Origin of the sequence: Bordetella genomosp. 5, from assembly GCF_002261475.1 — a bacterium.
GTDB lineage: Bacteria > Pseudomonadota > Gammaproteobacteria > Burkholderiales > Burkholderiaceae_B > Bordetella.
In genome coordinates, this window is record NZ_NEVN01000001.1 from 85,644 (window position 1) to 108,677 (window position 23,034).

The 23,034-nt window shown below is 67.2% G+C and carries 22 protein-coding genes; 11 read left to right on the plus strand and 11 right to left on the minus strand.

Going from position 1 to position 23,034, the window contains the following annotated elements; translation table 11 throughout:
- Positions 1 to 5 precede the first annotated feature (5 nt).
- Positions 6 to 617: an SCO family protein gene (locus tag CEK29_RS00430; RefSeq protein WP_094857044.1), complete on the plus strand. Its 612-nt coding sequence runs from the start codon at positions 6 to 8 to the stop codon at positions 615 to 617.
- 49 nt (positions 618 to 666) lie between these two features.
- Here the strand turns inward: CEK29_RS00430 and CEK29_RS00435 are convergent, their stop codons facing one another.
- On the minus strand, positions 667 to 909 hold the full coding sequence (locus CEK29_RS00435) for a DUF3717 domain-containing protein (RefSeq protein ID WP_094798252.1): 243 nt from the start codon (positions 907 to 909) through the stop codon (positions 667 to 669).
- A gap of 167 nt (positions 910 to 1,076) precedes the next feature.
- Here CEK29_RS00435 and CEK29_RS00440 point away from each other — a divergent pair, with 167 nt between their 5' ends.
- The 6 genes from CEK29_RS00440 (at position 1,077) to CEK29_RS00465 (ending at position 8,090) form a co-directional block, all read left to right on the plus strand.
- Positions 1,077 to 1,769, plus strand: a complete 693-nt coding sequence (locus CEK29_RS00440) for a glycine zipper 2TM domain-containing protein (protein ID WP_094798253.1) — start codon at positions 1,077 to 1,079, stop codon at positions 1,767 to 1,769.
- Positions 1,770 to 1,799: 30 nt separating this feature from the next.
- Positions 1,800 to 2,702 (plus strand): PhaM family polyhydroxyalkanoate granule multifunctional regulatory protein, encoded by a 903-nt coding sequence (locus CEK29_RS00445; RefSeq protein WP_176456812.1) that lies wholly within the window; start codon positions 1,800 to 1,802, stop codon positions 2,700 to 2,702.
- A gap of 70 nt (positions 2,703 to 2,772) precedes the next feature.
- On the plus strand, positions 2,773 to 4,146 hold the full coding sequence (gene glmU, locus CEK29_RS00450) for a bifunctional UDP-N-acetylglucosamine diphosphorylase/glucosamine-1-phosphate N-acetyltransferase GlmU (RefSeq protein WP_094857045.1): 1,374 nt from the start codon (positions 2,773 to 2,775) through the stop codon (positions 4,144 to 4,146).
- Entirely contained in the window at positions 4,143 to 5,522 is a 1,380-nt protein-coding gene (locus CEK29_RS00455) for an MFS transporter (protein WP_249278912.1), read from the plus strand. Before glmU ends, CEK29_RS00455 begins: the two co-directional genes overlap by 4 nt.
- A 178-nt stretch (positions 5,523 to 5,700) precedes the next feature.
- Positions 5,701 to 7,020 (plus strand): UDP-glucose dehydrogenase family protein, encoded by a 1,320-nt coding sequence (locus tag CEK29_RS00460; RefSeq protein WP_094857046.1) that lies wholly within the window; start codon positions 5,701 to 5,703, stop codon positions 7,018 to 7,020.
- A complete protein-coding gene (locus CEK29_RS00465) occupies positions 7,020 to 8,090 on the plus strand; it encodes a glycosyltransferase family 4 protein (RefSeq protein WP_094857047.1) in 1,071 nt (356 codons plus the stop codon). The genes CEK29_RS00460 and CEK29_RS00465 overlap by 1 nt, the downstream gene beginning before the upstream one ends.
- Before the next feature lie 21 nt (positions 8,091 to 8,111).
- On the opposite strand, the gene CEK29_RS00470 is transcribed toward CEK29_RS00465, so the two are convergent.
- Positions 8,112 to 8,621, minus strand: coding sequence for an Lrp/AsnC family transcriptional regulator (locus CEK29_RS00470; RefSeq protein WP_094857048.1), 510 nt, complete (start codon positions 8,619 to 8,621; stop codon positions 8,112 to 8,114).
- A 152-nt stretch (positions 8,622 to 8,773) separates the two neighbouring features.
- On the opposite strand from CEK29_RS00470, the gene glmS reads away from it, so the two are divergent.
- Positions 8,774 to 10,606, plus strand: coding sequence for a glutamine--fructose-6-phosphate transaminase (isomerizing) (gene glmS / locus CEK29_RS00475; RefSeq protein WP_094798258.1), 1,833 nt, complete (start codon positions 8,774 to 8,776; stop codon positions 10,604 to 10,606).
- A gap of 949 nt (positions 10,607 to 11,555) precedes the next feature.
- Here glmS and CEK29_RS00485 read toward each other — a convergent pair.
- The 6 genes from CEK29_RS00485 to CEK29_RS00515 form a co-directional block, all read right to left on the minus strand.
- A complete protein-coding gene (locus CEK29_RS00485) occupies positions 11,556 to 12,215 on the minus strand; it encodes a GntR family transcriptional regulator (RefSeq protein WP_094798265.1) in 660 nt (219 codons plus the stop codon).
- Between the two features lie 35 nt (positions 12,216 to 12,250).
- Positions 12,251 to 13,321, minus strand: coding sequence for a hydroxyacid dehydrogenase (locus CEK29_RS00490; protein WP_094857049.1), 1,071 nt, complete (start codon positions 13,319 to 13,321; stop codon positions 12,251 to 12,253).
- Positions 13,322 to 13,323: 2 nt separating this feature from the next.
- The gene (locus CEK29_RS00495) at positions 13,324 to 13,995 is read right to left on the minus strand and encodes an RraA family protein (RefSeq protein ID WP_094798267.1); all 672 of its coding nucleotides are present in this window, start codon (positions 13,993 to 13,995) and stop codon (positions 13,324 to 13,326) included.
- Positions 13,996 to 14,031: 36 nt separating this feature from the next.
- The gene (locus tag CEK29_RS00500) at positions 14,032 to 14,997 is read right to left on the minus strand and encodes a Bug family tripartite tricarboxylate transporter substrate binding protein (RefSeq protein WP_094857050.1); all 966 of its coding nucleotides are present in this window, start codon (positions 14,995 to 14,997) and stop codon (positions 14,032 to 14,034) included.
- A gap of 59 nt (positions 14,998 to 15,056) precedes the next feature.
- Positions 15,057 to 15,932 (minus strand): NAD(P)-dependent oxidoreductase, encoded by an 876-nt coding sequence (locus CEK29_RS00505; RefSeq protein ID WP_094857051.1) that lies wholly within the window; start codon positions 15,930 to 15,932, stop codon positions 15,057 to 15,059.
- Between the two features lie 553 nt (positions 15,933 to 16,485).
- Entirely contained in the window at positions 16,486 to 16,953 is a 468-nt protein-coding gene (locus tag CEK29_RS00515; RefSeq protein ID WP_094798271.1) for a nuclear transport factor 2 family protein, read from the minus strand.
- 120 nt (positions 16,954 to 17,073) lie between these two features.
- On the opposite strand from CEK29_RS00515, the gene CEK29_RS00520 reads away from it, so the two are divergent.
- Entirely contained in the window at positions 17,074 to 17,643 is a 570-nt protein-coding gene (locus CEK29_RS00520; RefSeq protein WP_141217875.1) for a TetR/AcrR family transcriptional regulator, read from the plus strand.
- Between the two features lie 17 nt (positions 17,644 to 17,660).
- Here the strand turns inward: CEK29_RS00520 and CEK29_RS00525 are convergent, their stop codons facing one another.
- Positions 17,661 to 18,908, minus strand: coding sequence for a benzoate/H(+) symporter BenE family transporter (locus CEK29_RS00525; RefSeq protein ID WP_094857053.1), 1,248 nt, complete (start codon positions 18,906 to 18,908; stop codon positions 17,661 to 17,663).
- Between the two features lie 314 nt (positions 18,909 to 19,222).
- Between CEK29_RS00525 and pdxR the strand changes: the two genes are divergently transcribed.
- Positions 19,223 to 20,710 (plus strand): MocR-like pyridoxine biosynthesis transcription factor PdxR, encoded by a 1,488-nt coding sequence (gene pdxR / locus CEK29_RS00530; RefSeq protein ID WP_094857054.1) that lies wholly within the window; start codon positions 19,223 to 19,225, stop codon positions 20,708 to 20,710.
- A 23-nt stretch (positions 20,711 to 20,733) separates the two neighbouring features.
- Here pdxR and CEK29_RS00535 read toward each other — a convergent pair whose 3' ends face one another.
- On the minus strand, positions 20,734 to 21,072 hold the full coding sequence (locus CEK29_RS00535; RefSeq protein WP_141218283.1) for a hypothetical protein: 339 nt from the start codon (positions 21,070 to 21,072) through the stop codon (positions 20,734 to 20,736).
- 13 nt (positions 21,073 to 21,085) lie between these two features.
- The gene (locus CEK29_RS00540; RefSeq protein WP_094857056.1) at positions 21,086 to 21,553 is read right to left on the minus strand and encodes a hypothetical protein; all 468 of its coding nucleotides are present in this window, start codon (positions 21,551 to 21,553) and stop codon (positions 21,086 to 21,088) included.
- Between the two features lie 264 nt (positions 21,554 to 21,817).
- On the opposite strand from CEK29_RS00540, the gene CEK29_RS00545 reads away from it, so the two are divergent.
- Complete coding sequence (locus tag CEK29_RS00545) at positions 21,818 to 23,026, plus strand: MFS transporter (RefSeq protein WP_094857057.1); 1,209 nt, start codon at positions 21,818 to 21,820, stop codon at positions 23,024 to 23,026.
- The last annotated feature ends 8 nt before the right edge of the window (positions 23,027 to 23,034 follow it).

Genomic DNA, 23,034 nt, shown 5'->3' on the forward strand with positions numbered 1-23,034 from the left:
GCCTGATGTCCTTGCTTTCCCCTGTCCGTCGCCGGGTGCTGTGCGCCGCGGCCGCCGCCACCGTCGCCTTCACCCTGGCCGCCTGCGGCGAGACCAAGCCGGCGTTCAAGGGTAGCGACATCACGGGCACGCAGCTGGGCAAAGGCCTGGATCTGGTCGACCACAACGGCACGCCGCGCAAGCTGTCCGACTTCTCGGGCAAGGCGCTGGTGGTGTTCTTCGGCTTCACGCAGTGTCCCGACGTGTGCCCGACGGCGCTCGCCGAATTGGCTCAGGTCATGGAAAAGCTCGGCCCCGACGCCGACCGCGTCCAGGTCATGCTGGTGTCGGTCGATCCCGAGCGCGATACGGCGGATATCCTGAAGCAGTATGTAACGACGTTCGATTCGCGCTTTCTGGGCCTGACCGGCACGCCGGAACAGGTGCGCAAGACGGCCGGCTCGTTCAAGGCCTATTACGCCAAGGTGCCGAGCAAGGATGGCAGCACCTACACGATGGACCACTCGGCGGGCTTTTACCTGTTCGATACCAAGGGCGATTCGCGCGTGCTGGCCAACAGCACCATCGGCGTGGACGCCGTGGCCCACGACCTCAAGCTGCTGCTCGACGCCAAATAATCGAGCGGGGCGCCGCCGGGGCAATCCCGGCGGGCTCCCCTTGCGGAGCTCAGCGTGCCGCGCCCTGGTGGGCGCTTTCCCAGGATTGGAATGCCGTGCGCGCTGCCTCGGACAGCTCGGCGCGCGCGAACTCGCGTGCATGCGCCATGATCATGGCGGCATAAGGCACCGCCAGCGCGGCGGCCTCGGCGCACAACCGCGCCTCTTCGCCCTGCGAGGGCAGACGGTTGCGCCAGTAGTTGATGGCCTGCTCGAGGGCGGCCAGCGTGATGGGCGTTTCAGCGGAAGTCATAAGACCATTGTCCCAGAATCGGCAGGGCTGTCCAGCCGCGAGGAAGGGGCCCGCGAAAGGCGGCGTGACCGGTTTTGCAAAGGGTCACGAACGCAATACGCCGAAACCGCGACACGCCTGCCGGGGTGCTATACAACGGGCCGTTACCGTTACGCATGGAGCACGCCATGAACACTCCGTCTGCCGGGTCGTCGGGCCCGGGTCCGCGCCGCGGATTGCACCCGCTTTTCGCCGCTGCCGCGGTTGCCGTAATCGTGTTGTGCACGGTGGCGGTCGCCGCCATTCTGGGCTGGCTGCCCACCCCCGGGGCGCAGCAGCGGCCTGGCGACGCGCCGATGAGCGCGGAGCAAGCCGCCAATTCCGGCCCCGAAGCCGCCAATCTCGCGCCGGCCGATCCCGGCGCCGTCCCGGCCGCCCGCGCCCAGAACGGCCTGCCGTCGCACGTCGCCCAGGGGCAAGCCCAGCCCGCGCCGGCGCAGCCGGCCCCGCAGGCACGCCAGCCCGCGTCCTGCCCGAGCTGCGGCACCGTGGCATCGATCCGCACCGTGCAGGTGCCGGTGCGCGACAACAGCAATCACATCGTCGGCACGGTCGCGGGCGGCGTGGTGGGCGGCGTGGTCGGCAACCAGTTCGGCGGCGGACACGGCAAGGACGCGCTGACGGTGCTGGGCGCCGTGGGCGGCGCTTTGGCAGGCCGCGAAGTCGAGCGTAATATTAGGCAGCAACAGACGGTGACGCATTACGAAGCCGTGGTGCGCATGGACGACGGCAGCCAGCGTACTTTCCGTAGTGCGCAGCCGTTCGCCTTCGCCACCGGCGCGCCGGTGCGTGTCGAAAACGATCAATTGCTGCCGCGCTGAGCGCCGCCCCGACGCACCACAGGAGACCGAATGAGCGATTCGAACACCAACCCGTTCGTGATGCCCGGCATGGGGCAGGATTCCGATTTGTCGGGCAATCCGCTGCTCGCCAGCATGGAAATGATGCGTCAGGCCTGGGCCGGCCTCGCCGGGCCCGGCGGGCTGGCGCAATCGCTGCCCATGACGCCGCCGCTCAATGTCGAGGAGCTCGAGCGCCGCATCACCGAGCTGCGCGCGGTCGAAGGCTGGCTGCGCCTGAATCTGCAGATGCTGTCGTCCACGATCCAGGGCATGGAGGTGCAGCGCGCCACCATCGCCACGCTGCGTTCGTTCGTGGGTAGCGTGTCCAGCATGGACACCGGCTCGCCGCGTTCGTCGAGCGACCCCTCGCCGCTGGAAGTGGCGCTGGGCCTGAAGCCCGCGCCGGGCCAGCCGGCGGGCGCTTCGCCGTTCGGTCAGTCGCCCTTCGGCCAGACGCCGCCGCCGGACGCGACGGCCGAACCGCCCGCCGATGCGGATGCGGCCACCGGCGCGTCGGCCGCGGATGCCGGCGCGGAAGCGCTCAACCTCGCTGCCGCGCAGGCCACTCAGGCGTCACAGGCCTGGTGGGGCCTGCTGCAACAGCAGTTCAACCAGATCGCCGCGGCCACCGCCGCCACGCTGCCGCAGATGATGGGCGAGACCGGTGTCGATACGCCGGGGGCGGCCTCCGCCAAGCCCTCCGCGGGCACGGCGCCGGCCGGCAAGCCCGCCGGCAAGTCCGCCGCCAAAACGGGCGCAAAACGCGCCTCCAAGACCGCGGCCAAAACCCCGGCCAAGAAAGCCGCGAAGTCGGCCACCAAGACCACCGAGGCGGCCAAGAAGCCTGATGCCAAGCCCGCCGCGCGCGGCGTGGCCAAGACCTCGATCAAGCCGGCACGCCGCTCCACGTAGGGGCTGCGCCGATTCTTCCGAATCCAGGCGGACACGCCGTGTCCGCCCTTTTAACTTACGTGTTGGTTCTATGCTCAATGTAGTCATCCTCGCCGCTGGACTCGGCAAACGCATGCAGTCCGATCTCCCCAAGGTATTGCACACGCTGGCTGGCCAGCCGATGCTGAGCCACGTGCTCGGCAGCGCACGCCAGCTCGATCCCGCCCGCGTGATCGTGGTGGTGGGCCATGGCGCCGACCGCGTCAAGGCGGCGTACGAAGGCAAGGAAGACCTGGCCTTTGCGCTGCAGCAGCCGCAACACGGCACCGGCCACGCCGTGCAGCAGGCCGTGCCGCAATTGCTCGAGGGCGATGGCGCCGACGACGTCACGCTGGTGCTCTACGGCGACGTGCCGCTGGTGCAGCCCGAGACGCTGCGCAAGCTGCTCGAGGCGCGCGGCCAGGGCGTGGCGGTGCTGACCGAGGTGCTCGAAGACTCCACCGGCTACGGCCGAATCGTGCGCAGCGAGGCCGGCCAGGTGGTCGCCATCGTCGAGCACAAAGACGCCAGCGAGGCGCAGCGCGCCATCAAGGAAGTGAACACCGGCATCCTGTGCGCGCCCACCGCGAAGCTCAAGGACTGGCTCACGCGCATCGACAACAACAACGCCCAGGGCGAGTACTACCTGACCGACATCATCGGTCTGGCCGTCGCCGACCACGTGCCGGTCAACGCGGCGCAGCCCGGCGCCAGCTGGGAAACGCTGGGCGTGAACAGCCGCCTGCAACAGGCCGAACTCGAGCGCCGCTGGCAGCACGAACAGGCGCGTCGCCAGCTCGAGGCCGGTGTCACGCTGGCCGATCCGCACCGTTTCGACGTGCGGGGCAGCCTGACCTGCGGCCGTGACGTGTTCATCGACGTGGGCTGCGTATTCGAAGGCAAGGTGGTGCTCGGCAACGGCGTGCGCGTCGGCCCGCATTGCGTGCTGCGCGACGTCACCATCGACGCCGGCGCCCAGATCGAGGCGTTCAGCCACCTGCAGCAGGCCAAGGTCGGCGCCGATGCGCGCATCGGCCCGTACGCGCGCCTGCGCCCGGGCGCCGATCTGGGCCCGCGCACGCACGTGGGCAACTTCGTCGAAGTGAAGAACAGCGTGATCGCCGAAGACAGCAAGGCCAATCATCTGGCCTATATCGGCGACAGCGACATCGGCGCGCGCGTGAACGTCGGCGCGGGCACCATCACGTGCAACTACGACGGCGTGAACAAGCATCGCACCGTCATCGAAGACGACGCTTTCATCGGGTCGGACACCCAGCTGGTCGCGCCGGTGCGCGTCGGCCGGGGGGCCACGCTGGCCGCGGGCACCACGCTCACGCGTGACGCGCCGGCCGAGAAACTCACGCTTTCGCGCGCTCGACAGACCACGGTCGACGGCTGGAAACGCCCGGCCAAGAAGTCGTGAGCACGACGGGCGCGCCAGGCGGCGCGCCTGACGGCCTGCCCACGCCGCGGCGCTACTACGCCGCGGCCACCGTGCTGGTCGGCATGAGCCTCTCGGTGCTCGATGCCACCATCGCGAACGTCGCACTGCCCACCATCGCCGCCGACCTCGACGCCCTGCCGTCGCAGGCCGTGTGGGTCATCAACGCCTACAACCTGGCCGTCGTGATGATGCTGCTGCCGATGTCGGCGCTCGCCGAGCGCATCGGCTTTCGCCGCATGTTCACGTTCGGCCTGGTGCTGTTCACCTCGGCGTCGCTGGCCTGCGCGCTGTCGCAGTCGCTCTGGCAGCTCAGCATGGCGCGGGTGTTCCAGGGGGTGGGTGCGGCCACGCTGATGTGCATGTTCGGCGGCCTGGTGCGCAACATCTATCCGCTGCGCCTGTTGGGCCGCGGCATCAGCATCAACGCCACCACGGTGGCCGTGATGTCGGTGCTCGGTCCCACCATCGGCTCCTTCATCCTCACCGTGGCGCCGTGGCGCTGGATCTTTGCGGTCAATCTGCCGTTTTGTATTGCCGCGATGTTCGGGCTGCGGTTCCTGCCCGATGTGCCGCGCAGCAGCTCCCGGCTGGATTGGGTCGCCGCGGTGCTCAGCATGATCACGCTCGGCGTGTTCATCTCCGGCGTGGACATGCTGGGTCAGGATCCCCTGCGCGGGATCGGCCTGATCGCGATCGCCGCGGTGGCCGGCTTCGTACTGGTGCGGCGCGTGCGCGGCCAGCCCGCGCCGCTGGTGCCGGTGGATCTGCTGCGCATCCGGCCGGTGGCCTATGCGGTGGCGGCGTCGGCCTGCACCTTCGCCGCGCAGATGGCCTCGTATGTGGCGCTGCCCTTTTATTTTCAGCAAGTGCTGGGGCGTCCGCATCTGGAGGTGGGGCTGCTCATGGCCGCCTGGCCCGTGGGCACCGCCCTGGTCGCGCCGTTCGCCGGCCGCATGTCCGATCGCTACTCGGCCGCGGTGCTGAGCGGCGCGGGGGCGGCGGCCATGGTGATCGGGATGCTGTGGGTGACGGTGTTGCCGACCTCGGCGGGCAATGCCTGGATCATGGTGGGCATGTTCATCGCGGGTTGCGGCTTCGGCTTCTTCCAGACGCCGAACAACCGCGCCATGTTGTCGTCCGCGCCGCGCGAACGCAGCGGCGCCTCGGGTGGCCTGCAGGCCACTACCCGGGTGTTCGGCCAGAGCTTCGGCACCGCGCTGGTCGCCATCGCGTTCAGCCTGTCGGCCTCGCACGGGCCGACCGTGGCCCTGGTGCTCGGCACGGTCTGCGCCGTGCTGGCCGTGGCGGTCAACATGGTCAGAATCGCCCGAAAGGTCGGGTCGTCGGCGGCTTGAATCCGCGCCGGTGGCCCCCGCCGGCGCCCGCGCGGCCCTGGTTTTGCACGGCGAATCGGGGCCATGGTTGCCTGCCAAAGGGCCGTTTTTCGGGAATACGGCCTGCTGTCATGAACTGACTTTTATAATCCGCAGCGGTGGCGTATTGCCATCGTTTTGGCTAGGGATCAGGCAACACATGAAAATTACAGTCATCGGCACCGGCTATGTCGGCCTTGTTTCGGGCGCGTGCATGGCCGATATGGGCAACGACGTCATGTGTCTGGACATCGACGCGGCCAAGGTGGCCGGGCTGCGTGCCGGCCAGATTCCCATTTACGAGCCCGGCCTCGAAGACCTCGTGAGCCGCAACGTGGCCGGTGGCCGCCTGCATTTCACCGACGATATCGCCGAGAGCGTGGCGTTCGGCGACATCCAGTTCATCGCCGTCGGCACGCCGCCGGGCGAAGACGGCACGGCCGATCTGCAGTACGTGCTCGCCGCCGCGCGCAATATCGCGCGCCACATGGACGATCGCAAGGTCGTCGTGAACAAGTCGACCGTGCCCGTGGGCACGGCGGATCGCGTGCGCGAGGCCATTGCCGAAGAGCTCGCCGCGCGCGGCCTGGACCTGCCGTTCACCGTCGCCTCGAACCCCGAGTTCCTGAAAGAAGGCGCGGCCATCAACGATTTCATGAGCCCCGACCGCATCGTCGTGGGCGCCGACGACCCGTACACGGTGGACGTGATGCGACGGCTGTACGCGCCGTTTCAGCGGACCCACGAGCGTCTGATGGTGATGGACGTGCGCTCCGCCGAGCTCACCAAGTACGCCGCCAACAGCATGCTCGCCACGCGCATCTCGTTCATGAACGAGATGGCCAATCTGGCCGAGAAGCTCGGCGCCGATATCGAACAGGTGCGCCGCGGCATCGGCGCCGATCCGCGCATCGGCTATCAATTCCTGTATCCGGGCGTGGGCTATGGCGGCTCGTGTTTCCCGAAAGACGTGCAGGCGCTGCTGCGTACCGGCGCCGAGCAAGGCGTGCCGATGCGCGTGATCGAAGCCGTGGAGGCCGCCAACGACGCACAGAAGCTGCGCCTGGCCGAGAAGGTGATCGCGCGCTTCGGTGAAGACCTGAGCCAGCGCAGCTTCGCCGTGTGGGGCCTCGCCTTCAAGCCGAATACCGACGACATGCGCGAGGCGCCCAGCCTCTCGTTGATCGCCGAGCTCACGCGCCGTGGCGCTCAGATCCGCGCCTATGATCCCGTGGCCATGCCGCAGGCGATCCGCGTGCTGGCCGATAACCCGAACGTGACCATGGCGCCGGACATGTACGCCGCTCTCGACGGCGCGGACGCCCTGTTGATCGTGACGGAGTGGAAGGTGTTCCGCGCGCCCGACATGTCGCGCGTGCAGAAGCTGCTCACGCGTCCGCTCATCATCGACGGCCGCAATCTGTGGACGCCGGCGGAAGTGCGGGCCCAGGGTTTCGAGTACGAGGCGATCGGCCGCTGATGAAAATCCTACAGCTCAATTTTGAGAAAGGCTGGCGCGGCGGCGAGCGCCAGACGCTGTACTGCATGCGTGCCTTCCGCAAGGCCGGTCATGAGGTCGAGATTCTGTGCCGTGCCGGTGGCCCGCTCGCGCAGCGCGCCGCCGACGAAGGCTTCAAGGTGCACGCGGTGCGCAACGTGCCGGGCCAGCTCGCGTTTCTGGCGCGTCATGGCGCGGGCTACGACATCGTGCACAGCCAGACCGCCAACACCAATACCTGGGCCGTGCTCACCCGGCTGTTCCATCGCCGCCCGGTCGTGTTTTCGCGCCGCACCTCGTTCGTGGTCGAACCCAAGGACGAATGGAAGACCGGCTACAAATGGCGCCATGTCGATCTGTTCGTGGCGATCAGCGAGATGGCGGCCAGCGAGCCGCGACGTCTCGGCATCGAGCCGGTGATCATCCGCAGTGCGGTCGAGCCGCACGAGATCGATCAGGCCAACGTGGCCGCGCTGGTGCAGGAGTTTGCCCTCACCGGCCGCCGCATGCTTGCCACCTCGGCCGCGCTGCTGCACGACAAAGACCCCGTCACGCTGGTGCGCGCCATCGGCGAACTCGCGCGCACGCGTTCCGACTTCGTGTTCCTGCATTTCGGCGCGGGCGGCAATCGCGAGGCCGAGGCGCGGGCCGAAGTGCAGCGCCTGGGCCTGCAGGACGTGTACCGGTTCGCCGGCTTTCGCAAGGGCGTGGAAGACTTCTACAGCGTGATGGACGTCTTCGTCATGGCCTCGCTGGAAGAGGCGCTCGGGAGCAGCGTCCTGGACGCGTTCCTGCAACGGGTGCCGGTGGTGTCCACCGATGCGGGCGGCCTGAAAGAAAGCCTCGCCGACGGCCGTGGTGTGCTGTGCGCGGTGGGCGATTATCAGGCGATGGCGGCCGGCATGGCGCGCTGCCTGGACGACGCGGCCTTCCGCGCCGACGTGACCGAGCGCGCCTACGCCTACGTGAAGACCGAGCACGACGTGACCGAGATGGGCCGCCGTTATCTGGCCCAGTTCGACCGCCTGCTCGCGGCCAAGCCGCGGCGCTGAGCGTGATGCTGCCGCCCGCGATCACGCCGGCGGCAGCTCGATCCGCGTCTCGAACTTGGCGCGATGCACCGAGAAGAAGGTGCGCACGTTGCGCACATTGGCATGCGCCGTGAAGGCCCGGTGCGCGAGTGCGTGATAAGCGGGCATGTCGCGCACCTGCACGATCACCACGAAATCCGGGCCGGGCGACACGCGGTAGCACTGCAGTACCGCCGGCTCGGCGAGCAGGCTCGCCTCGAATTCGTCGAGCCGCTCGGCCGCCTGCACGTCCAGCGTGATCTCCACGATGGCGGTCAGCGTGCTGCCCAGCGCGGCGGGCGACAGAATCGCCACCTGCTTTTCGATCACCCCCGATTCGATCAGACGGCGCACCCGGCGCAGACAGGTGGGCGGCGAGGCATGCACGCGCTCGGCCAGATCCTGGTTGGTGAGCGAGCTATCCTGTTGCAGTTGTTCCAGAATGCGGCGATCGAGGTCGTCCAGCGGGGCACTGGCGGGCGGGGATTCGGGCGAAATCAGTTCGTTTTGCATGATTCGTTCATAAATCAGGCTGTAGAGAAATTATATTTAATCACGTTCCTGTAAGAAATTAATCTTTCAGATTGCACTAAATATAGAAATCTAATTTCGTGAAGGGGGATGCACAATGCGTCCACTTTCTCTATTTCTCAGGAGCACAGCATATGTGCGGCATCGTAGGCGCCGTCGCCCAGCGCGACATCACCCCGATCTTGGTCGAAGGCCTGAAGCGGCTGGAATACCGCGGCTATGACTCCTGCGGCGTGGCGCTGCACACGGACGGCCATCTGCGCCGCACCCGCAGCACGCAACGCGTGGCCGAGCTGGCCGACCAGGTGGCTGAAGAGTCGCTGTCGGGCTTCACCGGCATTGCCCACACCCGCTGGGCCACGCACGGCGCGCCGGCCACCTACAACGCGCACCCGCACTTCTCCTCGATCGGCAAGGACGAGCCGCGCATCGCGCTCGTCCACAACGGCATCATCGAAAACTACGCCGAACTGCGCACCGAGCTGCAGCAGGCGGGCTTCGTGTTCGAAAGCCAGACCGACACCGAAGTGATCGCGCACCTGGTCAACCACCTGTACAACGGCGATCTCTTCGACGCCGTGCAACAGGCCGTGCGCCGCCTGCATGGCGCCTATGCCATCGCCGTGTTCTGCCGCGACGAGCCGCACCGCGTGGTCGGTGCGCGCCAGGGTTCGCCGCTGGTCGTGGGCCTGGGCAAGAACGAGAACTTCCTCGCCTCCGACGCGCTGGCCCTGGCCGGCACGACCGACCAGATCGTTTATCTGGAAGACGGCGACGTGGTCGACCTGCAACTGCAGCGCGTCTGGATCGTCGACGCCGAAGGCAAGCCGGTCGACCGCAAGACCAACACCGTGCACGTGCATACCGGCGCGGCCGAACTCGGCCCCTATCGCCACTTCATGCAGAAAGAGATCTTCGAGCAGCCGCGCGCCGTCGGCGACACGCTGCAGGACATCGACGCCATCACGCCCGAGCTGTTCGGCGACGAAGCGTTCAAGATCTTCAAGGACATCGACCGCATCCTGATCCTGGCCTGCGGCACCAGCTACTACGCCGGCATGACCGCGAAGTACTGGATCGAATCGATGGCGCAGATCCCGGTGGCCGTCGAAATCGCCAGCGAGTATCGCTACCGCGACAGCGTGCCGAACCCCAAGACCCTGGTCATCACCATCTCGCAATCGGGCGAGACCGCCGACACGCTCGCCGCGCTGAAGCACGCGCGTTCGCTCGGCATGAACCACACGCTGACCATCTGCAACGTGGCCACCAGCGCCATGGTGCGCGAGTGCGTGCTGTCGTACATCACCCGTGCAGGCGTCGAGATCGGCGTGGCATCGACCAAGGCATTCACGACGCAGCTCACCGCGCTGTATCTGCTGACGCTGACGCTGGCCCAGACGCGCGGCCTGCTCAGCAACGAGCAGGAAGCCGAGTGCATGAAGGCGCTGCGCCACCTGCCGGCCGCCATCGGCTCCGTGCTCGCGCTCGAGCCGCAGATCATGGCCTGGGCCGATCGCTTCGCCACCAAGGAAAACGCGCTGTTCCTGGGCCGCGGCATGCACTACCCGATCGCCCTCGAAGGCGCGCTCAAGCTCAAGGAAATCAGCTACATCCACGCCGAGGCCTACCCCGCCGGCGAACTCAAGCACGGGCCGCTGGCCCTGGTCACCGACCAGATGCCCGTGGTCACCATCGCGCCCAAGGACGCCCTGCTCGAGAAGCTGAAGTCCAACATGCAGGAAGTGCGTGCGCGCGGCGGCGAGCTGTACGTGTTTGCCGATTCCGACAGCAAGATCAACAACGAAGAAGGCATGCACGTGATCCGCATGCCCGAACACTACGGCATGCTGTCGCCGATCCTGCACACCGTGCCGCTGCAACTGCTGGCGTACCACACGGCATGCGTGCGCGGCACCGACGTCGACAAACCGCGCAACCTCGCCAAGAGCGTGACGGTGGAGTGACGTGAGGTGATGCGGCGGGAGGTCTCTGCCGCTTGATTCATGCGACAAGGGGGCTGCGATGGCAGCCCCCTTGTCGTTTTGGGGCGTAGATGCGATCAGCGCTTGGCGGGGGCACTGCGTGCAGCGTAAATGTGTTGGTGAGCGTGGGAGCTTTCTCAGTGAAATTAGAGTCTGACACCATACATTGCGCGCTGCGCAGCATGTCTTCGGGGGTGTAGCAATAGAACGAGCCGATGATGATCGGCATGTCGAGCAGGTTGTCGACCAGGGACCGCACGCGCGCGGACTGCGCGGCTTCGAGCAGGGTGTGGTGAAACAGGTTGTTGTAGTGCTGCGGGTTTTAAGGTGTCAGACTGCAATTTCGTAGCGGGATCACTGCGTGCAGCGCGCGAGCGCTGGTGAGCGTTGGAGCACGCACAGCTACGAAATCAGGAAATCAGAGTCTGACACCTTAGATAAGAGTCTGACACCTTAGATTGAGGCACTTTACGGAGAAAGTATTGAAAATTGGCGTCCTTCTTGCGGTCAGTCTGTTTCTCGAAATGATGCTGTTGTCTGAGGCGGGTGCCGCAGAGAACGCAGCAAAGGCGGCATGGCGCGATAAACGCGACGCGTTCGAGCTTTGCCAGGCGCAGAACCGGGTTGCGGCTGAGTATTTCGCGGACGCGAAGGCGAGAGATAGACAAGTTCGCCCTCCCGTTCCTACGCCTCCGTGTGTCGACCCCGGCGCATTCAACCAGGAGGGTGCGCCGAATCCGTTGGAGGGGGGAGGGGCGCATTCCCCTCCAGAAACCGCTGATACTCCGCCCAATAACGCCTCGCCCCAAGCAGAGCCTCAGAGGGAGCAGCAGCCTGAGGCCAAGAGCTGAAGAGGTAGCAGGGCCTTAAGGTGTCAGACTGCAATTTCGCTTTGCTTTGGCGTCAGCCGAGCCCCGCAGCCACGGAAGAACTACTCCCCCGTCTTTCCATCCTTTCGATGCGAGCGAAACAGCAGGTGGGTCGCTGCCAGGTGGAAGCGCACTGCGATCTCCGCGCATGCGGGATCGCGCGCGCGTATCGCGGCGATGATCTGGCGGTGGTGTTCCACGCTGCGCAGCATGTCTTCGGGGGTGTAGAAATAGAACGAGCCGATGATGATCGGCATGTCGAGCAGGTTGTCGACCAGGGACCGCACGCGCGCGGACTGCGCGGCTTCGAGCAGGGTGTGGTGGAACAGGTTGTTGTAGTGCTGGACCTGCGCGACATGGTCAGGTGCGCCGGAGTTCACGGCGTCGAGCATGCATTGGTTGATGCGCTCGAGCTCGTCGATCTGTTCGGGCGTGGCGCGCGTGGCGGCGGCCTTGGCGGCGTATGGCTCAAGCAGCATGCGCAGCTCGAAGGCCTCGTCGATGTCGCGGTCCTGCCAGCCCAGCACGACCGCGCCGCGGCGGCCTTCGCGGGTGACCAGGCCGTCGGCGATCAGGCGTTCGATCGCGTTGCGCACGGGCGTTCGGCTGACCGAGAGTTGCGTGGCGATGTGTTCCTCGCGCAGCGGCTCGCCGGGCAGGAACGATCCGGCCATCAGGCGGCGGCGCAATTCGCCGTAGACGTAATCACTGGCGCTCGACATGAGGAGGCTGGCTCTTCCCGGTTTCAAAGCTGCGACTATAACAACGGCGGGCGCGGCACCTTGATCCCGTGTTCGGCCAGGCGCGCCAGAAAGCGCGGCCAGACCTCGGGGTTGAGCAGGCGGTCGGGCCTGCGTCCGGCCAGCATGTCGATGATCTGCGTGGCCGAGCCCTGCGCGACCTTGCGCCGGCCCTCGTGCGTCACGCCGCCCGTATGAAAGGCGACGGCCACGTTACTGCGTTGCAGCAGGCCATTGTGCGGCGGCGGCGGCTCGACCTGCCAGACGTCCAGGCCCGCGCCGGCGAGGTGGCCGGACTCGAGCGCGGCAAGCAGCGCGTCCTCGTCATGGATGCCGCCGCGCGCGGTGGAAATGAATAGCGCGCCGGGCTTCATCCGGCGCAGCGCGGCCGTGCCGAACATCCCTCGCGTCCCGGCGTTCAGCGGGCAGTGCAGGCTCACGATGTCGGCCTGCTCCAACAGCGCGGCAAAGGTGACGGGCGCGGCGCCCCGGTCGGTGATCTGCGCGTCGGTCAGCAGCGGATCGTAGGCGATAACCTTCAAACCGAACCCGGCCGCGATGCGCGCGACGCGGCGCCCGATCTCGCCGATCCCGACGAGGCCGATGACGCGGCCTTCGATCTCTCGGCCCATCAACGCCTCGCGGCTGACGGCCGTGCCCGCCCGGAGCGCGGCTTCCGATTCGCCCAGCCGCTTCACGAGCGACAACAGCAGGGCGAAGGTCATTTCGGCCACCGACGCTGCGTTGGCGCCGGCCTGATTCACCACCGCCACGCCCGCACGGGTGCAGGCGGCCACATCGACGGTGTCGTAACCGGCGCCGCCCGACGACACGCACAGCAGCTCGGGGCACAGGGCCAGGAGGTTGGCGGACACCTGCCAGCGCGCGGGGACTTCGTCCTTGGCCGCGCTGACATGGTAGGCGTGGGCGCCGGCCAGGCCGGCCGCGGTCACCGCGTCGCCCTGGGCCGGGAGCACCCGCAGGTCCAGCCTGCTGTCCTGCGCGATCGCCGCGTCGAACGCGGGATCGATCCACAGATCCAGCCGCACGACGCGCAGATCGGGCCGGCCGACTGATGCACCGCCCATGGCTAGACTCCCGTGCAGCCCTGCGCACGCAGGCGGTCGTCGATCCACGAGGTGTCGAGCGTGCCGGCGGCGATGTCGGCCAGCATTTTGGTCTCCACGTCGTGCTTTGCCGCCGCCGCCTGATAGATGGCTTCGGCCTGTTCGTACGGCACGGCGAGCAGGCCGTCGTCGTCGCCCAGGATCAGGTCGCCCGGCGCGATGGTCATGCCGTCCAGCGCAACCACGCAGTTGATCTCGCCGGGGCCGTCCTTGTAGGGGCCGCGGTGCGTGACGCCGGCCGCATAGACGGGGAACGCGCTGCGGCGGATGGTGCCGCAGTCGCGGATGGCGCCGTTGATGATGATGCCCGCGATGCCGCGCGATTCGGCATAGGTGGTCATGATCTCGCCGATGATGGCGTTGGTCAGGTCGCCGCCGGCGTCGACCACGATCACGTCGCCGGGCTGTGCCAGGCTCAGCGCCTTGTGCACCAGCAGGTTGTCGCCGGGGCGCGTGCGCACCGTGAGCGCCGGGCCGGCCAGCGGATGACCATTGTGCATCGGCCGCAGGCGCGCGCCGCCTGCCGTCATGCGCGACATGCAGTCGCTCACGTTGGCCACCGGCACCTCACGGAATTTGTCGACGAGTTCCTTGCTGACCGCGCGCTGGCGGGCGTGGATTTCAAAACCTGGCATCACTGCTCCTGATCGCTGAATGGATACGTGTCGGGCTTACTGTTTCGGAATACCGGCTTCTTCCACGACCTTGCCGAAGGCGTCGTGGTCGGCACGGTGGCGGCGGCCCAGGTCTTCGGGCGAACCCGTCAGGACGCTGTAGCCGGCCTCTTCGAGCTTCTTGATCAATTCCGGATTCGATTGCACCTTGCGCAGTTCGGCGTTCAGCGTGGCGATGACGTCGTCCGGCGTTTTGCCCGGCACCATCAGGCCCCACCAGATCGACTGGTTGATGGTCGGAAAGCCGCTTTCCGGAAAGGTGGGCACGTCGGGCAGCGCGGGCGAGCGCTCGGTGGCGACGACGCCCAGCGCACGCACCTTGCCGCCACGGATCTGCGGCAGCAGCGACGCCACCGATCCGACATACATGTCGATCCGGCCGCTGGCCAGGTCGGGGAAGGCCTGGCTCCAGCCGCGATAGGGCACGTGCATGAGCTCCATCTTGGCCGCCTTGCGCCACAGATAGCCGGTCAGATCGCCGGTGCCGCCGATGCCGGGAATGCCGAGCGAGACCAGGTTGGGTCGCGCCTGGGCGGCCTTCACGACATCGTTGAGGGTTTTGTAGGGCGAGTCGGGCAGCACGACGAAAACGCTGGGCGAGCTGGCCACCGGGCCCACCGGCTTGAAGTCCTTGAAGGTGTCGTAGCTGAGCTTGGTGTAGAGCCAGGGGTTCAGCACGATGTTGTCGGTCTGTGCCATGACGAGCGTATGGCCGTCCGGACGCGCGCGCGACGTGGCGTCCAGCGCCAGGTTGCCGCCGGCGCCGGGCTTGTTTTCGACCACGATGTTCCAGCCGGCATCCTGGCTGATCGCGTTGCCGATCATGCGGGTCAGCGTGTCGGTGCCGCCGCCGGGCGGAAAGGGCGAGATCAGGGTGATCGGCGACGAGCCCAGGTCGGCGGCGTGCGCCGCGGCGCAGCCCAGCACCAGGGTGGCGGCCAGCATTTTCTTGAACAGTTTCATTGTCTTCCTCACGCAGTGTTTTTCGGATTGGGGTCCGCGCTCTGGGGCGCGGTGGGGGATCAGGACTGGCGGGCCAGTGTGGTGAGCCAGGCAAGGCGGGCTTCGACCGTGTCGGCGGCAGGGGCCTCGCCCTGGGCGCGCGCGGCTTCGATGCCGCGGGTGGATCGCGCGAAGAGCGCCTCGACGCCGTTGAGCGCCAGCGGTTCCAGGCCCGCTTCATGCAGTTGGTCGCGCGCTTCGCGCACCTCGGCCAGGCGGCGCGGCGCATGCAGCACATGCGAGCGCACGAACGAGTCCATGAACGCCGTGAGCGGCGTGCGGTCGATGTCGGCGAGCACTTCGTACAGAGAATCGCGCAGGCCCATGCGTTCGGCCGCGACCAGGCATTCGACGGAGAGGCTCTCCATCCCCTTGGTCATGATGCTGCGCAGGAGCTTCAGGCGCACCGCGTCGCCGGGCTGGCCTTCGATGATCCGGACCGTCGCGCCCGCGCTTTCGCCCAGCTCGGTCACGACCGCCGCGCCTTCCCCGGCGCACAGCAACGGCGTCTTCTCGGCCAGCAGGGCGATGGCGCCCATGATGGCGACGTCCATGAAAGGAATGCCGCGCGCGGCGGCCGCGGCGGCGGCCTTCTGCATGTCGGGGGCGCTGGCCGTGGTGAAGTCCGCGTAGACCGCATCGGCGCGCAGGTGGCCGAGCGCCTGCGCGGCGACCTCGGCGGCGTTGTAGCCGTAAACGGCCGAGACCACGACGTCCGCCTCGGCCAGCCAGGGGCCGAGTTCCGCATGCAAGGGCGCGCCGGCCTCGCTGGCACGCGCCGCCATTTCCTCGTCCGTTCGCCATTCGCAGATGCCGACGATGCGGTGGCCCGCAGCGGTCCAGGCGCGGGCATAGCAGTGCCCGACTTCGCCGCATCCGATCAGTGCAATTTTCATTTTAAAAAAAACAATAAAAAAACAATGTGTGTTTATAGATCGGGAGTTCTCCGCGTAATAGAGGGTGTTTACCCGTAGAGTTGGGCGGGTGCTGGTACATTAAAAAAACATTAGGACGGGTTTGCTCTCCCCACGGGGGGCAGCGCGCGGGCCACCCCGGGGGGCCCGCCGCGCGGGTTGAAAGCGATAGACCAGGGCCGGGGGCGACCCCACCGCCCCGGACTCGAACCCGCACCCGCAGCCGGACCCGTATCCGCACCCGCAGCCGGACCCGTACCTGCACCCGCAGCCGGACCCGTACCCGCACCCGCACCCGCACCCGCACCCGCACCCGCACCCGCACCCGCACCCGCACCCGCACCCGCACCCGCACCCGCACCCGCACCCGCACCCGCGTATCGCCTTGCCTCGGCAATGTGGCAGGCAAGAAAAAAGGCCACTTGCGTGGCCTTCTGGTCTTGGGGTGTGGCGCCGTCGAAGGGACGAACGATGCGACAACCGGGCTGGGTGCCTCCTCCGCGGGCAGCGTTGCGGAGCGTGCCGGCGCGATCGTTCAGAGCCCCAGTTCGGACAGCCCCGGATGATCGTCGGGGCGGCGGCCCAGAGGCCAGTGGAATTTGCGCTCGGACTCCTTGATCGGCATGTCGTTGATGCAGGCGTAGCGGCGGTGCATCAGTCCGTCGGGCATGAATTCCCAGTTTTCGTTGCCGTACGAGCGGAACCAGTTGCCCGCGTCGTCGTGCCACTCGTAGGCGTAGCGCACGGCAATCCGGTTGCCGTCGTGTACCCAGAGCTCCTTGATGAGGCGGTAGTCGAGTTCCTTCTTCCACTTCCTGTCGAGGAATGCCTGGGCTTCGGCGCGGTTGTTGGCGAACTCGGCGCGATTGCGCCACTTGGTGTCGAGCGTGTAGGCGAGCGCCACTTTGGCGGCGTCGCGCGTGTTCCAGCCATCTTCGGCGAGTCGGACTTTCTGGATGGCGGTTTCTTTGGTGAACGGCGGCAGCGGAGGGCGGGTTTCCATGGTGGCTCCTGGGAGAAGGAAAGAAGTAGAACGATCTGTCTACCTGCGCAGATTAGCGCAGGTGGAACGACCTGTCTACTTCTGATTGCAGGAGGTGGACCGGTCTGTCTACAATGCGTCATGGCCCGCCACATTTCCCCCCCCGACGATCTCCCGCCGCGCGAGCGCATCCTGCATGCGGCCCATGCGCTGTTCTATGGGCAGGGCATCCGCGCCACCGGGATCGACAAGATCATCGAAGCCGCTTCCGTCACCAAGGTGACGTTCTATCGGCACTATCCCAGCAAGGAGCTGTTGGTGACGGCGTATCTCGAGTTTCGCCACGAGCGGTGGATCCGCTGGTTTCGCGAGAGCCTCGAGCTGAATCTGGCCGCCGGCACCTCGAAGATCGATGCGCTGGCCTTCACGCTGCGCGACTGGTTCGAGCGCGAGGAATTTCGGGGTTGCGCTTTTCTGAACGCGGCGGCCGAGTTCGGCTCGACCCATCCCGACATTCTGCAGGTGGTGCGCGACCACAAGAACGACGTCGCTACATGCCTGAACGAGGTCTTCGAGAGCCGCGACGCAGGTCTGGGGCGCTGCCTGACGGTCGCCATCGACGGCGCCATCGTGCACGCGCAGATGGGCGAATCGGCCGACCGCGCCATCGACGCGCTGCGCGGGCTCGCGCGCTGCGTGCTGGACGACTGAGCGCGGCGGCGACGGCCTCAGCCCGCGGCTTTTTTCTGGTGTGCGGGGGGCGAGGCCGTCGGCGCGGTTCCGGGTGCGGGCGCGAGGCGGCCGTTGAGGATGCCGTAGGCGAGCAGGCCGATCAGCAGGCCCCAGAATGCGCCGCCGATGCCGAGCATCTTGATGTTGGCGGCCGCGGCCAGAAAGGTGATCAACGACGCCTCGCGCGTTCTGGCATCGTTCAGGGCGAGGGCCAGGCTCGTGCCGATGGTGCCGAGTAGCGCGAGCCCGGCGAGCGTCGCGATGAAGGTGGCCGGGAACGCCATGAAGACGGCAGCCAGCGTGACGCCGAACACACCGACGAGGATATAGAAAATACCCGCGGCGATGCCCGCGACCCAGCGCTTGGACGGGTCTTCGTGCGCCTCTTTGCCGGTGCAGATCGCCGCCGTGATGGCGGCGACATTGAAGGCATGCGATCCGAACGACGCCATGACCAGCGAGCCGAGCCCGGTGACCGCCACGATGGGGTTGGCGCTGGTTCGAAAGCCGTCGTTGCGCAACACCAGCATGCCCGGCATGTACTGGCCCGTCAGCGTGATCAGGAACAAGGGCAGCGCGACGCTCAGCAGCGCGTTCAACGAGAACGCCGGCATGGTGAATACGGGCTGCGCCAGCTGCAGTTGCAGGCCGGCCAGATCCACGCGGTCTTGCAAGAGGAGGTAGGCCAGGCCGAGAACCAGGATGCCGACAATCGCGTAGCGCGCGGTGAAGCGCTTCAACACCACGTACGCGAGAATGAGCAGCCCCGCGAGCACCGGGTCGAGGCTCATGCTGCCGAATGCGCCGATGCCGAATTGCAGCAGGATGCCCGCCAGCAGGCCCGCCGCGATGCCGGGCGGGATGAGTCGGATGACGCGCTCGAAGCATCCGGACAGGCCGAGGACGACGAATGCCGCCGCCGAGATAAGATACGCGCCGATGGCTTCGGCGTAGGACGTGGTCGCCAGGGCCGTCACCAGAAACGCGGCCGCGGGTGTGGACCACGCCGTGATGATCGGCTCGCGGGTCACCCAGCTGAGAAATATCCCCGTGACGCCCACGCCGATCGAGATCGACCAGACCCACGAGGCGGTGAGCTCGGGGCTGAGGCCCGCCACCTTGGCCGCCTGAAAGACGAGCACGAAAGTGCCGCCGTAGTTGACGATGACGGAGATCAGCCCCGCGACGATGGGATGGGTAAGGTCGCTTGCGCGAAGCGAAACGTGGGGGGCGGTGGATGCCATGGCGACGCGAAACTCCTGGGAACGGGCGGACTGCCTTCGGCGATTTTTTAACGCTAGAATGGTCCGAATAAGCCGACCAATATTCGGAAGTCGAGCAGACCATTGGCGCTTGCCTGCTTGCTCGCTCGCTCGCAGCGGCCGCCGCGGCAGGCGTGGCCCGCGTGGGGCTTCCGGCGTGCGACGCCCGGCGTGGCGACGCCCGGCGTGGCGACGCCCGGCATGCGACCGCCCGGAATGAGACCGCCCCGTGCGCCCCGACGCAAGGCGCGAGCCGCCAGGCAATGTCAGGGCAAAGGGTTCAGGGGCCAACACATATGTTCAAACACGCACAGCTCGAGACCGTGAAGGCATGGATCGAGAATCCCGCCCACCTGTCCATGCCCCTGCATCTGCGGATCCAGCGCGCCGTGCGTGAACTGATCCTCAACGGCACCCTGGGCGTCGGCAGGCCGCTGCCCGCGTCGCGGGGGCTGGCCACGTCGCTCGGCGTGTCGCGCGATACGGTCGAGGCGGCCTATACACAACTGCAGCTGGAAGGCTTCATCGAGCGTCATGTGGGCGTGGGCAGCTTTGTCTCGCAACGCGCGAAGCGCTCGACCCGAAGGCTCGCGCCGCGCAAGTCCACCGGCGCCGAGGCTATCCGCCTGAGTCAGCGCGGCACGGCGATTTTCGAGAGCGGCGGTCTGCGGGAGTTTTCGTTTCCGCGTCCGTTCGCGCCCGGCGTGCCCGAGACCCGCAGCTTCCCGCTCCCGACATGGGAGCGGCTGCAACGCCAGATCCTGAAGGAGTACGACAGTCAGGCCCTGGCCCATAGCCCGCCACAGGGTACGGAAAGACTGCGGCGCGCGATCGCCGACTACGTCAGCCTGGAGCGCGGGGCGCGGGCCACGGCCGAGCGTGTGCTCGTGCTGACCAGTTCGCAACAGGCGTTGACGCTGTGCGCGACCGTGCTGTTGGATGCGGGCGATGGGATCTGCGTGGAGGATCCCGGATACCCGGGCGCGCGCAAAGCCTTCGAGGCCGCGGGGCTGCGATGCGCGCCGGTGCCGCTGGACGATCAGGGGATGCTCGTCGACCGCCTCGACGTGATCGGGAAGGACGCCAAGGCCGTGTCCCTGACGCCCTCGCATCAATTTCCGACAGGCAGCACGCTTTCGCTGGAACGCCGTCTGGCGGCCATCGAGTGGGCCCATCGCAAGCGCGCCTGGATTCTGGAAGACGACTACGACAGCGAGTTTCACTATGCCGGCAAGCCCACGGCGTGCGTGCAGGGGCTCGATGCGCAGGAGCGCACCATCTACATCGGCACGTTCACCAAGTCCATGTTTCCCGGCCTGCGCATTGCCTACATGGTGCTGCCCGCGCCCCTGGTCGAGCCCATGACGGTGGCGCGCACGCTGCTCGACGGCCACAGTGCCACGCTTGCGCAACTGACCTTGGCGCGCTTTATGGAAGGCGGGCACTTTGGCGCGCATGTGCGGGCCATGCGCAACGTCTATGTCGAGCGCCGGGACACGCTGGTCCGTCTGGTGCGCAAGTACCTGGGCGATTACGTCGAACCCTGCGTGCCGGTCGGCGGGCTGCAAATGCAGTGCGTGCTGACATGCGACATTCGAGAGGAGCTGGCGGTGGCCGCGGCGGCGAAGGCGGGTGTGGACCTGCTGGGGCTCACGCCCCTGCACGCCTCACGCCGCGATCGCGCCGGCTTCTTGATGGGGTTCGCAGCCTACTCGCCGCGGGAGATGGAAATCGCCGTCAGGAAGCTGAGGGACGTGCTGCGCGCGCTGGCGCAACGCACGTGAATCGCGGCGGCATGGCGGAGAGCTCAGCGCTTGCCGATCGCGATGCCGGTCACGACATGTTCCACGCCACCGGGCGGCGGTGCGGCGATCTGCCACGCGAGACTCAATTCGTTCGAGCCTTTGGTGGGTTTGATGAAAATCTGCACGTTGGCCGGAATTCCGTTTTCCAGATCCTTGATCAGCGTGAGCCCGCGCGGGCTTGCGCTGGATACGCTCAGCGATTGAAGCGAGACCTGAGCGTAGCGCTCCGCGCTCGCGGGCACGGGCGCGAGACTTTCCGTCTGTGCGGGCGCGGCAGGTGACGCTTGCGCAGGGGCGTCGAGTCGCGAGAGGGAGTTGAGGTTGTTGGAATTGATCTGCATGGTCATTCCTATCTCAAACCCGCAAGCCGGGGCCGCCCATCCCGGGCAGTCTGTTCGCCCGTGATGCCGCACCGACCAGGTGCTGGTAGTGCCTGCGCGCTTCCGCCGCCAACAGGCCAAAATTGGTAAGCGTGTTCTGAAAGCGAGCGAAATCCATGCCGGTGAGGTCGCCGACGAATCGGTAGATGGCCGACTTGTCACTCGGATCCAGCGCGAAAGCGCCTGACGACAGCGCCGGCTCGGCGTTGAGCTCCAGCATGGCCGACAAGACGGACGGCGATACCTGCACCTGGGCCTCGCCGAGCGGCGCCACCAGAATGAACGTCTCGCCCGGGCCAGGCGGGTGAACCAGATAGAACGGCTCGGACTGACCGGGCAGGCTGAGGGGCGCGATGGCCTGCTCGCCGTGCCAGGGAGGAGATGCGTCGCCCGACATGCGTCCAAGCCAATCGGTGAGCAACTGCCGGAAATCGTGCGCCATGCCCCACTCCTTCGAATAAGCGGCCGGCGTAAGCCACGGCCTTGACAGGGTTTCCCGGGGTTGGTGACGCGACGGCGGAATAGGTTCCATCGGACGCCATCGTGATGGCAACGGGACGTCGAAGCCGCCCGTGTCCAGCGTGGAGGAAGAGGCTCGCCACGGGTCGTCCGGATATGGCCGATAGGCGGAGTTTTTCGGTCGAACCCGCTTGCGAGGCCACCCCGAGTGGCATGATGCCGGGATCCGGAGAAAGCGGGGGGCAGGATGAGCCATAAGGATTTCGCGTCGGCCGACGGCGTCACGCCGAGGCAACGCTGGGGCGCGATGCTGGCGATCGTCGGAGCGGGGATCGTCGCGGCCCTGCAGGTAGGCAAGGTCATCATCGCCGCGCCGCTGCTGCGCAAGGACCTGGGCCTGGACCTCGCCGCCATCGGCACACTGACGGCCGTGTTCTCGATCCTGGGCACGGTGGGGGGCATCGCGGCCGGCGGCGTGATCGCGCGTTTCGGCGCCCGGCGCATGCTGATGCTGGGCCTCCTCACCACCGCGGTAGGCACCATGATCGGCGTGCTGGCATCGGGGTATGGCGTGTTGCTGGCCTCGCGGGTGGTCGAGGGCCTCGGCTTCGTGATGATCACGGTGGCCGGGCCCGCCGCGCTGCAGCGCATCGTGACGGGCAACCGGCGCGATCTGGCCTTTGCGCTGTGGAGTTGCTACATGCCCGCCGGCATGGCGATCGCGATGCTTGCCTCCCAAGCCTTCGCCGACTGGCATGCCTATTGGTGGTGCGCGGGGGGAGCGGCAGCGTCTGCGCTGATTGCCGTGCTGCTGCTGGCGCCGGCCACGCCCCGCGGTGCCGATCTGTCCTGGCGCGGCCTGCGCCAGGATACGGTGGACACCCTCGGCGCCGCGGGCCCCGTCCTGCTCGCGCTCTCGTTCACGCTGTACAGCCTGATGTTCTTTGCGCTGTTCGCGTTCCTGCCGGTGCTGCTCATGGAGCGGCTGGGGCTGACGCTCGCGCAGGCGGGGCTGTACAGCGCCATCGCCACCGCGGCAAACATGATCGGCAACCTGGGCGCCGGCGTATTGCTGGCGCGGGGATGGCGGCGTTCGACGCTGATCGCGTGCGCCAGCGCGGTGATGGTGTGCGTGGCGCTTGTGATCTTCGGCGCCGCGCTGCCGGCCATGTCCACCTTCTTGTTGTGCGTGCTGTTCTCGGCGGTGGGCGGTCTGATTCCGTCCACGCTGCTCGGCACAGCGCCGCTGGTGGCGCCACGCCCCGCGCTGGCGGCGGCATCCGTGGGCCTGGTCATGCAGGGCAGCGGCCTGGGCCAGGTCATCGGGCCGGTCTTGGTGGGTGGCGCGATCGACCGCCATGGCTGGACGGTCGGGTCCTTCATCGTGGCCTCGGCCGGGATCGCGGGCGTGGTGGTGGCGTGGCGCTTGCGGCGGGTCAGGACGGCGAGCTTATAGGCATGGGC